Annotated in this window: 10 protein-coding genes; 8 read left to right on the top strand and 2 right to left on the bottom strand. The window is 72.1% G+C overall.

From position 1 onward, the window contains the following. The first annotated feature begins 67 nt into the window (after positions 1–67). From VGL85_RS15070 to VGL85_RS15085, 4 genes are read left to right on the top strand one after another with little or no spacing between them, the layout of a single operon-like run. A complete protein-coding gene (locus tag VGL85_RS15070) occupies positions 68–1,066 on the top strand; it encodes a YncE family protein (protein ID WP_331589777.1) in 999 nt (332 codons plus the stop codon). A gap of 9 nt (positions 1,067–1,075) precedes the next feature. Continuing rightward, positions 1,076–2,452: a TolC family protein gene (locus tag VGL85_RS15075; RefSeq protein WP_331589778.1), complete on the top strand. Its 1,377-nt coding sequence runs from the start codon at positions 1,076–1,078 to the stop codon at positions 2,450–2,452. After that, positions 2,449–3,381 carry a hypothetical protein gene (locus VGL85_RS15080; RefSeq protein WP_331589779.1) on the top strand — a complete coding sequence of 311 codons (933 nt, stop codon included), beginning with the start codon at positions 2,449–2,451 and terminating at the stop codon, positions 3,379–3,381. The genes VGL85_RS15075 and VGL85_RS15080 overlap by 4 nt, the downstream gene beginning before the upstream one ends. Positions 3,382–3,383: 2 nt before the next feature. After that, positions 3,384–6,485 (top strand): efflux RND transporter permease subunit, encoded by a 3,102-nt coding sequence (locus VGL85_RS15085; protein ID WP_331589780.1) that lies wholly within the window; start codon positions 3,384–3,386, stop codon positions 6,483–6,485. A gap of 60 nt (positions 6,486–6,545) precedes the next feature. On the opposite strand, the gene VGL85_RS15090 is transcribed toward VGL85_RS15085, so the two are convergent. Next, positions 6,546–7,127 carry a GDSL-type esterase/lipase family protein gene (locus VGL85_RS15090; RefSeq protein ID WP_331589781.1) on the bottom strand — a complete coding sequence of 194 codons (582 nt, stop codon included), beginning with the start codon at positions 7,125–7,127 and terminating at the stop codon, positions 6,546–6,548. 133 nt (positions 7,128–7,260) lie between these two features. On the opposite strand from VGL85_RS15090, the gene VGL85_RS15095 reads away from it, so the two are divergent. The 3 genes from VGL85_RS15095 to VGL85_RS15105 are packed head-to-tail and all read left to right on the top strand — an operon-like array spanning position 7,261 to position 10,906. After that, positions 7,261–7,992, top strand: coding sequence for an ABC transporter ATP-binding protein (locus VGL85_RS15095; protein ID WP_331589782.1), 732 nt, complete (start codon positions 7,261–7,263; stop codon positions 7,990–7,992). Next, a complete protein-coding gene (locus tag VGL85_RS15100; protein WP_331589783.1) occupies positions 7,989–10,523 on the top strand; it encodes an ABC transporter permease in 2,535 nt (844 codons plus the stop codon). The genes VGL85_RS15095 and VGL85_RS15100 overlap by 4 nt, the downstream gene beginning before the upstream one ends. A 5-nt stretch (positions 10,524–10,528) precedes the next feature. Then, the gene (locus VGL85_RS15105; RefSeq protein WP_331589784.1) at positions 10,529–10,906 is read left to right on the top strand and encodes an MmcQ/YjbR family DNA-binding protein; all 378 of its coding nucleotides are present in this window, start codon (positions 10,529–10,531) and stop codon (positions 10,904–10,906) included. On the opposite strand, the gene VGL85_RS15110 is transcribed toward VGL85_RS15105, so the two are convergent. Beyond that, a complete protein-coding gene (locus VGL85_RS15110) occupies positions 10,903–12,174 on the bottom strand; it encodes an amidase (RefSeq protein WP_331589785.1) in 1,272 nt (423 codons plus the stop codon). The two genes, VGL85_RS15105 and VGL85_RS15110, sit on opposite strands and share 4 nt — an antisense overlap. Positions 12,175–12,272: 98 nt before the next feature. Here VGL85_RS15110 and ppc point away from each other — a divergent pair, with 98 nt between their 5' ends. Beyond that, on the top strand, positions 12,273–14,969 hold the full coding sequence (gene ppc / locus VGL85_RS15115; RefSeq protein WP_331589786.1) for a phosphoenolpyruvate carboxylase: 2,697 nt from the start codon (positions 12,273–12,275) through the stop codon (positions 14,967–14,969). Positions 14,970–14,972 lie beyond the last annotated feature (3 nt).

The raw sequence follows: 14,972 nt of genomic DNA on the forward strand, positions 1-14,972 counted from the left end.
TGGCAATCTGGCCGTCATCGGGCGGTCAAGCTGGTGGGTCTAGGTGAGGGCGAAGGGAGGACTTCCAATGCATGCTTCGCGCTTCGCCGCCGCGTTCGCTTTCAGCTTTCTCTGCGCTGGAGCGGCCTGCGCCGCCGGCACGGGCTATCACGTCATCGACCGGATCTCGGGCCCGGACGGCGGCTGGGACTATGTGCGGGTCGACGAGGCCAACAATCGCGTGCTGTTGACCCACGGGTCCTCAGTGATGGCCGTGAACTTGGCCACCAAGGCGGTTTCGTCCTTCGGCCCCGGCCAGCGGCTGCACGACGCCATGCCGGTGAACGGCGGCGCCGAGGTGATGGTCACCAACGGTGGGACCAGTACGGTGGTCTTCGTCAATTCAAAGACCGGCCAGCCGGTCGCGACCGTTGCGGCCGGCAAGGGCCCGGACGCGGCGGGCTTCGACCCCAAGACGGGCTTGGCCATGACGATGGACCACCAGGGCCAGATCACCCTGATCGATCCCAAGGCCCACAAGGTGACAGGCGTGATCGAGGTGGGCGGCGACCTGGAGGCGGCCGCGGCCGACGGGGCCGGAAAGGTCTTCGTCAACGTCGAGAACAAGAACGAGGTGGTGGCTGTCGACATCATGAAGAAGTCGGTCTTGGCTCACTATCCGCTGACGGGTTGCGAGGGCCCCACGGGCCTGGCCTACGACGCCGCCGACAAGTTGCTGATCGCCGCCTGCAGCGCCTCCACCGACATCGTCGACGCCAGGACCGGCCAGGTGGTCCAGACCCTGGCCACCGGCAGGGGCGCCGACGGCGTGGCCTATGACCCGAAGCAGAAGCTGGCCTTCGTGCCCGCGGGGCGCGACGGGACGCTGTCGGTGATCAAGGTCGCGGGCGGCGGCAAGGCCGCCATCGTGGAGACGGTGCAGACCCAGGTCAGCGCGCGCACCATCGCCGTTGATGAACGGACCGGCCGCGTCTACCTGCCGGCGGCGAAATACCAGCCGGCGACGGGCGGCGGTCGCCCGGGTATCGTTCCTGGCAGCTTCGAAGTGCTCGTGGTCGGCAAGTAGGGAGGACGCGTGAAGGCAGCGGGGCTCAGCGCGGTTCTCCTGGCTCTGGCGCTGGGCGCATGCGTGCACTACGCCCCCGCGCCGCCGCATCCCGAGGCCTTCGCGCCAGGCTTCGACGCCCGCGCCCTGCCGGGCGATCCGGGCGGCAAGGCCTGGACCCGCGCCGGTCTGCTCGCGCTCGCGGTCCGGCAGAACCCGCAGATCCTCGAGGCGCGGGCCAAGTATGCGACGGCGCTGGCGGCGGCCCGGGCGGCCAAGGCCGGCGCGGGGCCAAGCCTGACGCTGACGGCGGAATACGCCGACCAGGCGCCGCACTGGGGGTGGGAGGCGGCCAGCGATATCCCGCTGGATTTCGGCGTGCGGCGCAGCGCCCGGATCACCACCGCTCAGCTTCAGGCCCTGCAGGCCTATTACGACTACGGCGAGGCGATCTGGAGCGTGCGCACGGCGATCGACAGGGCGCTGGGCGACCTCGATTTCGCGCGGCAGGAGCGGTTCTTGGCGCAGCAGTCGACGCAGGTGCGTGATGATCGCGTGCAGCGCATGCAGCGGCGCGTGGACCTGGGGCAGGACGCCCGGACGCTGCTCATCACCGCGATGACCGACGCCGCCGCCGCCCGGCGCCGGCTGATCACCGCCGATGGCGACCAGGAAGCCGCGCTCGCGGCCCTCGCCAAGGCCCTGGGCCTGAGCCCGGCGGCGGTGCGCAGCCGGGTCTTCCCCGCGCCGGGCCAAGAGGAGCCGTCGCTGGCCGGCCTTGCGACCTGGCGGCGCGATGCGGCCGCTTCGCGCCGTGACGTGCTGCGGGCCGTGGCCGACTACGATCTCGCCGAACAGGCGCTCCGGACCCAGATCGCCATCCAGTATCCCGCGCTCAGCGTCGGCCCCGGCTATTTCTACGACCACGGGGTCAACAAGCTGCCCTGGACCCTGTCCCTGGCCCTGCCGCCCTGGGACCTGAACCGCAAGGCCATCGCCCAGGCCGAGGCGGCGCGCCTCGACGCCGGCCGGTCGCTGGAGGCCGCCCAGGCCAACGCCCTGGGCGAGGTCGACGCCGCGACTGCGGCCTTCCGCCAGGCCTGGGCCGACCTCGAGCGGGCTCGCGACCACGACGCGCCCCTGGCGGCCCAGGCGGCGGCGGTCGCCGACCGGCTGGCCCTGGCCGGCGAGGGCGACAAGGTCGATGCGCTGGCCGCGCGGGGCGCGCTGATCGACGCGGACCTGGCGGCGAACGACGCCCGACGCGCCGCCCTGGCCGCCAAGGCCGACCTGGAGGACGCCCTGCGCCGGTCGTTCGATCCGGCGGAGACGGCGGCGATCCTCAATGCCTTGAACGATGCGAAGGCCGCCCCGGCGCCGGTGGCGAAGACCGGAGGAGCGCGATGAAGGCTCATAGACTGGCGGCGCTGGCCGGCGCTTTGGGGGTCTTGCTGGCGGGCCACGCCTGGGCGGCGCCGGCGGCGGAGGCCGCGGCGGGCCTGCTCGCCATGGACGCCAGGACCCAGGCGCGGTTGGGGGTGGCGGTGGTCGCCCTGCCGTCGGCCTATCGCTCCAGCACCCAGACGGCCTTCGCCCGCGGCCTGGACCCGGGGCCGCTCGCGCAGCTGGATTCCGACCTGTCCGCCGCCCGGGCGGCGGCGCAGGCCTCGGCGGCGGAGGCGGCGCGGACCAAGGCGCTGGTCGCCGACCAGACCGTCTCGAAACAGGTCGCCGAGACGGCGCAATCCCAGGCGCGGCAGGATGCGCTGAAGCTGAAGCTGCTGCGCCAGCGGGTCGGTCTGGAGTGGGGCCCAGGCCTCGGCAAGCTCAGCGACGCGGCGCGCGGCAAGCTGATCGCCGACATCGTCGCGGGCCGCGCCGCCCTGGTCAGGCTCGACTCCGGCCAGGGCCTGCCGTTGGGCGGCGGCTCGGTGCTCATCCAGACCGGCGCGGACCAGACGGCTGCGGCCACCATCCTCGGCCCGACCCGGGCGGCCGATCCGCGGCTGCAGTCCACCGGCCTGCTGGCCGTGGTCCGCGGTCCCGCCGCTCTGCGGATGGCCAGCGGGGCGGTGGCGCCGGCCAGCGTGGCGGTCGGCGCGGGGGCGTCGGGCGTGACCATCCCGCGCGCCGCCCTGATGCGCTCCGGCGGTCAGACCTTCGTCTATGTGCGCCGCGACGCCACCCATTTCGAGCGACGCGTGGTGAGCGGCGGCGTGGCCGAGCCTGATGGCGTCTTCGTCCGCGCCGGCTTTCGGCCCGGCGAGCCGGTGGTGACCGCCGGCGCGGCCCAGCTGTTCGCGGCCCAGAGCGGCGCCGGCAAGGACGTCGATTGAGCATGTTGTCGCGCATCGTCGGATGGACGCTGGAGCGGCCGCGGCTGATGGCGGTCGCGGCCCTGCTGTTGCTGGTCTACGGCGGCATCGTGCTGGAGCGCGCCAAGCTCGACGTCTTCCCCGACTTCGTGCCCGCCCAGGTGGAGGTGCAGACCAACGCCCCGGGCCTGACCGCCGAACAGGTGGAGCAGCTGGTCACCCGGCCGGTGGAACAGGCCATCAACGGATCGGCCGGCGTGGCCTCGATCCGCTCGGAATCCACCGCGGGCCTGTCGACCATCACCGTCAACTTCGCCCAGGGGTCCGATCCCTTTCACGACCGGCAGGTGGTCTCCGAGGCGCTGGGCGAGCTCGACCCCCTGCCGCAGGGGGTGACGCCGCCGCATGTCTCGCCGCTCACCTCGTCCACCATGGACCTGATGAAGATCGGCTTCACCAGCGACCGGCTGACGCCCATGCAGCTGCGCGACCTGGTCGACTGGACCGTGCGGCCCAACATCCTGCAGGCCGACGGCGTGGCGCGCGCCACGGTGTTCGGTGGCCAGTTCCGCCGCATCGAGGTGCGCGTGCGGCCCGACGCCCTGGCGGCCCGCGGCCTGGGCCTCAGCGATGTGCTGAGCGCGGTGCAATCGGCGACCGGCGTCTCCGGCGCCGGCTACATCGACACCCCGCAGCAGCGGATCCTGATCGAATCCCACGGCCAGGCGCAGAACGCCGCCGACGTGGCCGCGGCCCCGCTGCCCAGCGTGGACGGCGCCGCCCCGGCCAGGGTCGGCGACGTGGCCCAGGTGGTGGACGGCCCCGCGCCGCTGGACGGCGACGCCCTGATCATGGGCAAGCCGGGCGTGATGATGGCGATCTCCAGCCAGTACGGGGCCAACACGCTGGACGCCACCCACGCGGTCGAGAAGGCCATGGCCGACATGGCCCCGGCCCTGAAGGCCCAGGGCGTGGTGGTGAACCAGAACCTGCATCGGCCGGCCAACTTCATCGCCACGGCGCTTTCCGGGATCGGCTGGGACCTGGGCCTGGGCGCGGTGCTGATCGCGCTGGTGCTGTTCCTGTTCATGCGGGACCTGCGCACCGTGCTGATCGCCTTCGTCTCGATCCCGTTGGCGCTGCTCACCGCGGTGATCGTGCTGGACCGCATGGGCTCGACGCTGAACACCATGACGCTCGGCGGCCTAGCCGTGGCCCTGGGCGTGGTGGTCGATGACGCGGTGATCGGCACCGAGAACATCGTGCGCCGGGTGCGGACCGCGACTCCCGGCGCGAGGGTCCGCGATGTGATCCTGGCGGCTTCGGTCGAGGTCCGCGCGCCGGTGATCTACGCAACCCTGATGCTGGCGGCGGTGCTGCTGCCGGTGCTGCTGCTGCACGGCCTGCAGGGATCGTTCTTCTCGCCGCTCGCGGCGTCCTTCATCATCGCCACCCTGGCCTCGCTGGCCGTGGCGATCGTGATCACCCCGCCGCTGGCGCTGCTGCTGCTGCACCGCGCCGACCTGAAGATCGAGCCCGGCTGGTTGCGGCACGCCAAGCATGGCCACGAGCGCATCCTGAAGCGGGCCATCGCCGCGCCCGGCTGGTCGCTGGTGGCGGTGGGCGTGGCGCTGGCGATCACCGTGGCGGGCTTCGCCCTGTTCAATTCCGAACTGCTGCCGGACTTCCGCGAAAGCCACTTCGTGCTCAGCGTCTCCGGCCCGCCGGGCACCTCGATCGCGGTGATGCGCGACTATGGGGAGAAGATCAGCCGCGACATCCTGGCGATCGACGGCGTGCAGAGCATTGAGCAGCAGATCGGCCGCGCCCCCGGTGGCGAGGACCCGTTCGGCACCGAGCGCACCGAGTTTCATGTCGAGCTGAAGCCGCACCTCTCCGGCCACCGGCAGGACGAGGTCCAGGACGCCATCCACAAGGTGCTGGACAGCTACCCGGGCCTGCGGACCGAGGTCGTGACTTTCCTGGGCGACCGGATCAGCGAGTCGATCTCCGGCGAGACCGCCGCTCTGGTGGTGGGCGTCTACGGCGCCGACCTCGACACCCTGGACAAGGTCGCCGACCAGATCTCCGACGTGATGAAGACCGTGAAGGGCGCGGTGGACGTCACTGTCCAGACGCCGCCGAAGACGCCGGTGGTGCGGGTCGACCTCGACTTCCCGGCCATGGCCCGGTTCGGCGTCGCGCCCGCCGACGCCCTGGCCGCCATCGGCGCGGCCTATCAGGGCGCGGCGGCGGCCAAGATCTTCCAGGAGACGCGGACCATCGACATCGCGGTCACCACGCCGCCGGACCTGCGCCGCGATCCGGAAGCGGTCGGCGACCTCTTGGTCCGCTCGGCGACCGGGACGGCCGTGCCGCTGAAATCCATCGCCAAGGTCTATCTCACTGAGACCAGGACCCTGGTGCGCCATGAAGGCGGGCGGCCACGGCAAGCGGTCACCGCCAACCCGCCGCCGAAGGACGTCGCCAAGGTGACCAAGGCCGTGCAGCAGGCCATCGCCGCCAAGGTGAAGCTGCCGCCGGGCGTCTTCCTGCAATATTCCGGCGCCGCGCAGGGCGCGCTGGCGGCGCGCCAGGAGCTGCTGTTCAACACCGTCATCGCCGCGGGTGGGGTGATCGCGCTCCTGCTGATCGCCTTCCGCAGCGGGCGCACCACCACGCTGATCCTCGGCGCGACGCCCTTCGCCCTGGTGGGCGGGGTGATCGCCGTGGCGCTGACCGGTGGCAGCCTGTCTCTCGGCTCGCTGGTGGGCTTCGTGACCCTGTTCGGGGTGGCCGCCCGCAACGCCATCCTGCTGATCGCCCACATCGACCAGCTCACCGACGAGGACGGCCAGCCCTGGTCGGTGGAGACCGTCCTGCTGGGAACCCGCGAGCGGGTGACGCCGATCCTGATGACCGCGCTGGTGACCGGCCTGGGGGTGGCGCCGCTGGCCGTCTCCACCGGCCAGCCGGGGCGCGAGATCCAGGGGCCGATGGCCATCGTCATCCTGGGCGGGCTGATCACCTCGACGGTAGCGAGCCTGGTGCTGCTGCCGGCGCTGACCTGGCGGTTCGGGCGCCGGCCGGGCGAGGCCGCGCCGCCGGAGACGATCCCCGCCTAGACCCTGATGGGTTCAGGCCGAAGCGGCCTGAACGCTGAATCAGGATCTACACATTTGATTCTAGAGATGTCTGGCGAGTTCCTTCGCCACCACCGGCGCCAGTTTGCCGACGATGATCTGCACGCCCCGGGCGTTGGGGTGGATGGAGTCGCCCTGGTTCAGCGCGGGGTTGCGTTCCACCCCGGCCAGCAGGTCGGGGAACAGGGTCACGCCCTCGGCCTTGGCGACGCTTTCGAAACTGGTGTCGAAGTCGCGGGCGTAGTGGGCGCCCATCTCGGGCGGGGCCTTCAGGCCGCAGAGCACTACGCCCATGCGGCGCTGCTTCAGCCGGGCGACGATCTTCTGCAGGTTGGCGCGCGTGGTTTTCGGATCGATGCCCTGCAAGAGGTCGTTGCCACCCAGCGCCACCACCACCAGTGCGGTGTCGGGCTGGATGCTGAAATCGACGCGCGCGGCGCCGTCGGCGGCGGTGTCGCCGGAAACGCCGGCGCCGCGCACCACATTGGCGACGCCCAGCCGGGCGAGCGCGTCGTGAAGTTGGGCGGGGAGGGCGGCGGCGGCCGGCAGGCCCAGGCCGGCGGTGATCGAATCCCCCAGGATGGTCACCACCTTGGCCTTGGCCGCGACGGCTCTCAGCGGCACGATCGAGACCCCTGCGGCGATGAGCGTTCGCCGGGAGACGGAAATGGGGGAAACGGAAAGGGATCGTGTATCGGCCATGCGCGTGCCCTATCTAGGATGAACTGAACGCCGCTGAAACGCCTGAGGGCCCACCTTGACCGACACAGACGTCCCAAAGTCGCCGCGCGACGCGGGGGACCCGCTCGTCCTGGAGCAGGTCTCGCTCACCCTGCCGTCGGCCGCCGGGCCGGTGGAGATCCTCCGCGGGCTGGACGTCACCGTGAAAGGCGGGGAGCGGGTGGCGCTGATCGGGCCGTCGGGATCGGGCAAATCCTCGCTGATCGCCGTGGCCGCGGGGCTGGAGCGGCCGACCGGCGGAACGGTCAGGCTGTTCGGCCAGGACCTGGCGGGCCTGGACGAGGATGGCCGCGCGCGCCTGCGGCGGGGCCGCGTCTCCCTGGTGTTCCAGAGCTTCCATCTGCTGCCCAACATGACGGCCGAGGAGAACGTCGCCGCGCCCCTGGAGATCGCGCGCGTGGCCGACGCCACGGCGACGGCGCGGGTCTGGCTGGATCGGGTGGGCCTCTCCGCCCGCGGCCGGCACTATCCGCACCAGCTGTCCGGCGGTGAGCAGCAGCGGGTGGCGCTGGCCCGCGCGCTCGCCTCGCGGCCGGCCCTGCTGTTCGCCGATGAGCCCACCGGCAACCTCGACGCCGCCAACGCCCACAAGGTCGCCGACATGATGTTCGAGCTGGTGGCAGAGACCGGCGCGGCCCTGGTGCTGGTGACCCACGACGAGAGCCTGGCGCAACGAGCCGACCGCATCGTGCGCCTGCGCGACGGCCGCGTGGCCGTCTCCCCAGAAAAAGCGAAGACCCGGGCGTGACGCCGCTCTCCTTCCGGTTCGCGGCGCGCGAGCTGCGCGGCGGCGTGCGGGGTTTCCGCATCTTCCTGGCCTGCCTGGCGCTGGGCGTGGCGGCGATCGCCGCGGCCGGCTCGACCGCGGAAGCCTTCCGCCGGGGCCTGGCCAGCCAGGCCAGCGAGATCCTGGGCGGCGACCTGGCGCTCAACACCCGCGGCCGGGCCTTCGACGCCAAGGAGCAGCGGGTCCTGGCCCATGCCGGCCGGGTCTCCTACGCCGTGGGCTCGATGGCCATGGCGGAAGCCCCTTCGGGGGATCGCCGGCTGGTGGAGCTGCGCGGCGTCAACGGGACCTATCCGCTGGCCGGGCAGGTGACGTTCAAGGCCGCCGCGCCCGGGGTTTCGTCCGTCCAATCCGCCATCGCGCCGGCAAAGGCCGGTGGGATCGACGGGGCGCTGGTGGAACAGCCGCTGCTCGACCGGCTGCACCTCAAGGTCGGCGACCAGTTCCTGGCCGGGAACCTGCCACTGCGGGTGACCGGCGTCTTGCTGGACGAGCCCGACCGGCTGGCGCGTGGCTTCGCGCTGGGCCCGCGGGTGCTGACCAACATCTCGGCCATGCAGCGCGGCGGCTTCATGACCCGCGGCCTGCCGTTCGGCGAGACCGCCCGGGTGGCCCTGCCGCCGGGCGCGCGCCTGGCGCAGGCGAAGGCCGACCTGCACCGCCAGCTGGGCGGCCTGATCCGCATCCGCGACCGGGAGGACGCCGCGCCCGGCATCCATCGGCTCATAGACCAGCTGGAATACTTCCTGGGGTTCATCGGCCTGGCGTCGCTGGTGGCCGGCGGCCTGGGCGTCTTTGGGGCGGTGAGCGCCTATCTCGAGGCGCGGAAGCCGGTGATCGCGACGCTCAAGGCGCTCGGCGCCGAGGGCCAGTTGGTGCGTGACGTCTACCTGATCCAGATCGGCCTCCTGGCCGCGCTGGGCGTGGCCATCGGCCTGGCGGTGGGCGCGGCCGCCCCGCTGGTGATGGGCGAGATCGTCAAGGACAACCTTCCGGTGCCGGCCCTGTTCGCGGTCTATCCCTGGCCGTTGGCCAAGGCCGCCGCGTTCGGCCTGCTGTCCGCCGCCGCCTTCTCCCTGGCGCCGCTCGGCCGGGCGCGTTCGACGCCGCCCGCCAGCCTGTTCCGCAGCGACCTGGAAGGCGCCTTCCAGATCGGGCCGGAGATCGTGGGCGCGGTTCTGGCGACCGTGGGCCTGGCCGCCATGGCGGTGGTGACCGCGCCGACGCCGCTGGCCGCCGGGATCATGATCGCCGGCGTCGCCGTCTCGTTCGGCCTGCTCTGGGCGCTGGGCTGGGGTTCGGCGATCTTTGCCGGCAGGGCGCGAGCCGGGGCGCGCGGGCCGTTGCGGATCGGCCTCGCCAACTTGGCCGGGCCGCACTCGGCGGCGCGGACCGCCTCGCCGGCCATCGGCCTGGGCGTGGCCCTGCTGGCCTGCGTGGTGCTGATCCAGTCGGCCCTGCTGCGCCAGGTGGCCGAGGTCGCGCCGCGCACCGCACCGGCCCTGGTGTTCACCGATATCCCGACCGACCGCGCTGCCGCGTTCGACGCCGCTGTGGCCCGCGCCTTCGGCCAGCCGCTGACCGATAAAATCTATCTGCGCGAGCCCTTCGTGACCGGCCGCATCACCGCGGTGCGCGGCCAGCCGGTGGAGGTCGCCAAGATCGACCGCTCCGACCGCTGGGCCTACGACAGCGACATCACCATGTCGGCCATCGGTCCCGAGCCGGAAGGCGCCGGGATCGAGGACGGCAAGTGGTGGCCGGCGGGCTATTCCGGCCCGCCGCTGGTCGCGCTCGACACCGACGTGGCGCGCGGCGAGCGGATCAGGGTCGGCGACGCCATCACCCTTTCGATCCTCGGCCGCGACATCGCCGCCAGGGTCGCGGTGTTGCGCAAGGTGGAGGTGGGCGGGTTTGGCGCCAGCTTCCCGGTGGTTGTCACGCCCGACGCGCTGGCTGGCGCGCCGCTGCGCCAGGTGGCCATCGCCAAGGCGACCCGGCCGCAGGAGGCGGCGGTGACGCGCCAGCTCGGACAGAGCTTCCCGACCGTGAATGTCATTTCGGTGCGCGAGCAGCTGGAGGCCGCCACCGACCTTTTCGCCCGCCTGGCGCTGGCGATCCGCGGCGCCGCGGCGGTGGCGGCGCTCGCGGGCCTGCTGGTGCTGGCCGGCGCGATCGCCGCGCGCGCCCGGGCGCGGACCCGCGAGGCCGCGACCCTGAAGGTGCTGGGCGCGTCGCGGACGCAGATTCTCAGCGCCTATGTGCTGGAGTACGGCGCGGTCGGCGTGATCGCCGGGACGGCCGGCGTGGCGCTCGGCTATGCCGCCGCCTGGCCGGTGGTGGTGCGCGTCTTCCACGCCAAATGGAGCATGGACTGGGCGGGCGTCGCGGCCCTGCTGGCGGCCGCGGCGGTGGTGGCCGGGATCGGCGGCCTGCTGGCGGCCTTCCAGGCGCTGTCGAAGCGCCCGGCGCCGGCGCTGCGGGCCGAGTAGGGAGGATGGTCGAACCCGACGACGTCCGGCGGATGGCGGCGGCCATCGAAGGGGCGCTCGATGTTTCCGACGAACTGCGCCTGGGGTTCGAGGTCGCCGGCGCCGGCAAGGGCTTCGCCTGGAGCTTTAATGAGCGCGTCCATCCGAAAAAGCCGCGCGTTCCACGCCGCGACATCCTGGCGGTCCGCTGCCCGATCGAGCGCAAGGAATTCCTGATCGAGGCGGCGCCCGACCGGTTCTTCGACGACGACCATTATCGCGGCTATCCGGCCGTGCTGGTGCGCCTGGACGTGGTGGAGGCGGAGGAGTTGGCCGGCCTGCTGGCCGACGCCGCGCGGATCGTGGCCGCGATGAAGCCGCGGAAGTCCCGCAAGCGCGGCTAGGCGAAGCCGTCCAGATCGGGCAGCCGGCCGTTCCAGCCGCTGACCTTCTCGAAGGCCGCGCCCAGGGCGACCACGGCGGCCTCGTCGCGGGGATTGCCGAGGATCTGCAGGCCCGCCGGCATGCCTTCGCCGGTCAGGCCGCAGGGCGTGCTGATCCCCGGCAGGTCGAGGTAGTTGGCCGCCCGCGTCAGGCGGCTGAGCGGCGAGACGGCCTCATCCACCTGGTCCATCGGCGGGCCGGGGATCGGACAGGTGGGCGTCACCAGCCCGTCGTAGGCCGAGAGCCACGCGTGGAACTCGCGCTGGTCGGCGGCGCGGCGGTCCTGGGCTTCGGCCAGGCGTTCGTCGGAGATGTCGCGGCCGACCTCGAAACGCCGCACGATCCACGGGTCCATCACCTTGCGGTGGGTCTCGATCCGCTCGCCCCAGATGCGCCAGCCCTCAGCGGCCATGATCAGGCCGTTGGGCGCGAAACTCTCGTCGAGCGCCTTGGGCGGACGGACCATCTGGACGGTGACGCCGGTCCTGCGCAGCCGCTCCAAGGCGGCGAGGTAGAGGCGGCCGACCTCGGCGTCCACCTCGCCCAGGTGCTCCAGCGGAATGGCGGCCACCCGTTGGCCCTCGACCTCGGCCGACAACGCCGCCTCGGCGTCGAACGGCCCGCGCGCGGCGGCCGCGCCGTCCGGACCGGAGATCACCGCCAGCATGCGCGCCGCGGTCGTGACGTCCTTGGCCAGCGCGCCCACCGTATCCAGCGACGGGGCCAACGGATGAACGCCGCCCAGGCTGACCAGGCCACGCCCGGGCTTCAGCCCCACAACGCCGCAGGTCGAGGCCGGAATCCGCACCGAGCCGCCGGTGTCGCTGCCCAGGGCCGCGTCGCAGAAGCCTGCCGCCACCGCCACCGCCGAGCCGGAGGACGAGCCGCCCGGCGCGCGATGGGTCGTGTGGTCCCACGGATTGTGCGGCGCGCCCACGGCCCGGTTGGTGCCCCAACCGCCATAGGCCAGCTCGACGGTCTGGGTCTTGCCGATCGCCCGCCAGCCGGCGTTCAGCAGCTTGTCGACGACCACGGCGTTGGCCTGCGGCGACGCCGCCAGCGGCACGCGCGCGCCGCCGCCGGTGGGCGCGCCAGTCACGTCGAACAGGTCCTTGATCGCGAAGACCGGTCCGGGACCCACGCCCAGCGGCGGCTCGAACACGCGCACGAAGGCCTTCAGGCGCCCATCGTAGCGGCGGATGCGGTCGAGGGCGTCGTGGGGCGTCATGCGCGTTCCCTTCGCGGAAGCTATAGCGACTATCACGGCTCGGTTCGCAGGAAACCAGATGACGCACTCGCCGGCCTGTGGCTTTTCCTAGGGCCGCCATGAGCACGCCGATCCCCGAGCAGCTGCGCGCCACCGTCCGCTTCCTGGGCAAGGTGCTGGGCGACGTGATCCGCGCCGAGGACGGCGAGGCGGTGTTCAACCAGATCGAGGAGACGCGGCAGGCCTCGGTCGCCTTCCACCGCGAGGGCACGGCCGCCGCCGCCAAGGCCATGGCCGAGCGGCTGGGCGCGCTCAGCCTGCCGGACACGGTGCGCTTCGCCCACGCCTTCGCCTGCTTCCTGCAGATCACCAACATCGCCGAGGATCATATCCAGCGGCGGCAAGGCCGCGGCGGCGACGCCCGCCATGACACCCTGGCCGGGGCGATCCGCACCCTGGCGGGCGAGGGTGTCGGCCGCGAACAGGTGGTGGAGCTCTTGCAGCGCGCCCTGATCGCCCCGGTGATCACCGCCCATCCCAGCGAAGTGCGGCGCAAGAGCGTGCTGGACCGCGCCGGCGCCATCGCGAGCGGCCTCGACGCCCATGACTGCGCCGCCTCGGACGTCGAACGCGCGGCGATCGAGCGCGAACTGATGCGCCAGGTGTCGATCTTCTGGCGCACCCGGCTGCTGCGCTCGGTGAAGCCGGGCCTGAAGGACGAGATCGAGAACGCGGTCTCCTATTTCGAGCGCAGCTTCCTGCCGGAGCTGCCGAGGCTCTACGCCCACTGGGTGGAGGTGCTGGGCGGGCCCAAGCCGTTGAACAGCTTCCTGCGGTTGGGCTCCTGGGTCGGCGGCGACCGCGACGGCAATCCGTTCGTGACGGCGCAGGTGATGCGCCAGGCCACGGCGCGCCAGGCCGGGGCGGCGCTGCGAACCTATCTGGAGGCGATCAATGCGCTGGGCGCGGAGCTGTCGTTGTCCGTGCGCCTGGCGCAGGTGACGCCGAAGCTGCGGGCGCTGGCCGACGCCGCCCATGATCGCTCGGAGCAGCGGGCGGACGAGCCCTACCGCCAGGCGCTGACCGGCGTCTATGCGCGCACTGCGGCGACCTACACGCGGCTGACCGGCGAGCCGCCGGCCCGGCCCCCGGCCATGGACGCCGCACCCTACGACAGCCCTGACGACCTCAAGGCCGACCTCGAGACGGTGCTGGAGAGCCTGCTGGCCCAGCACGGCTCGCTGTTCGAGCGCGGGCCTTTGCCGGACCTGATCCGCGCGGTCGACACTTTCGGCTTCCACCTGGCGCGGCTGGACCTGCGGCAGAATTCCGCTGTCCATGGGCGCACTTGCGCCGAACTCCTGAAGGTCGCCGGGGTCTGCGACGACTACGAGGCGCTCGACGAGGCGCAACGGCGTACGCTGCTGATCGCCGAACTCAGCCACGGGCGGCCGCTGCGTTCGCCGTTTGCGACCTACAGCGAGGAGACCGAGCGCGAGATCGAAGTGCTGATGGCCGCCGCCGAGGCCAAGCGGCTCTGCGGCAAGGACGTGATCCGCTCCTACATCGTCTCCAACACCCAGACGGTGTCCGACCTCCTGGAAGTCTATCTGCTGCTGAAGGAGGTGGGCCTGTTCACGCCAGGCGACCCCCCGCGCACCCAGATCTTCGCCGAGCCGCTGTTCGAGACCATCGGCGACCTGCGCGCCGCGCCGCAGACGCTGTCCGAGTACCTGGCCCTGCCGCTGATCCGCCGCCTCGTCGAGCCGATCGGCCTGCAGGAGGTGATGATTGGCTACTCCGACAGCAACAAGGACGGCAGCTACCTCACCTCGACCTGGGAGCTCTACCAGACATCCCGCGCGCTCGGCCGCGTGGCGCGCGGCGAGGGCCTGCGGCTGCAGCTTTTCCACGGCCGGGGCGGGGCGGTGGGCCGCGGCGGCGGCTCCAGCTTCGACGCCATCCTGGCCCAGCCCGGGGGCACGGTGAACGGGCGCATCCGCATCACCGAACAGGGCGAGGTGGTGGCCAACAAATACGCCGACCCGGAACTGGCCGCCCAGAGCCTGGAGACCCTGACCGCGGCGACCGTTCTGGCCTCGTTCCGGAACGAGGCGGCGAGCCAGGTCACCGAACCCCATGCCAAAGCCATGGAGGCGCTCAGCCAGGCCTCCTTCGCCGCCTACCGCGCCCTGGTCCACGAAACCCCGGGCTTCGTGGACTACTTCTACGCCGCCACCCCGATCACCGAGATCGCCGACCTGAACATCGGCAGCCGGCCGACCTCGCGCCAGGCCAGCCGCTCCATCGGCGGCCTGCGGGCCATCCCCTGGGTGTTCTCCTGGTCCCAGAGCCGCGCCATGCTGCCGGGCTGGTACGGCTTCGGCTCGGCGGTGGAGAGCGCCGGGCTCGATATGAACGAGCTGACGGAACTGTACGAAGCCTGGCCGTTCTTCTCCTCGGCGATCGCTAACATGGAGATGGTGCTGGCCAAGTCCGACATGGCCATTGCCGGGCGCTATGCGGGCCTGGTGGAAGACCGCGCGCTCGCCGACGCCATCTTCGGCCAGATCCAGGCGGAGTGGGAGAAGACCTGCGCGGCGGTGCTGAAGATCACCCGGCAGTCGGCGCTGCTGGACAACAATCCCGACCTCGCCGCCGCGATCCGCGCGCGGCTGCCCTACATCGACCCGCTGAACCATCTGCAGATCGAGTTGATCCGCAGGCGTCGCCGCGGCGACCAGGACGAGGCGGTCAGGGAAGGCATCCACCTGACCATCAACGGGGTGGCGGCGGGGCTTAGAAATACCGGATAGGGG

Origin of the sequence: Phenylobacterium sp. (assembly GCF_036501465.1) — a bacterium.
Classification (GTDB): domain Bacteria; phylum Pseudomonadota; class Alphaproteobacteria; order Caulobacterales; family Caulobacteraceae; genus Phenylobacterium.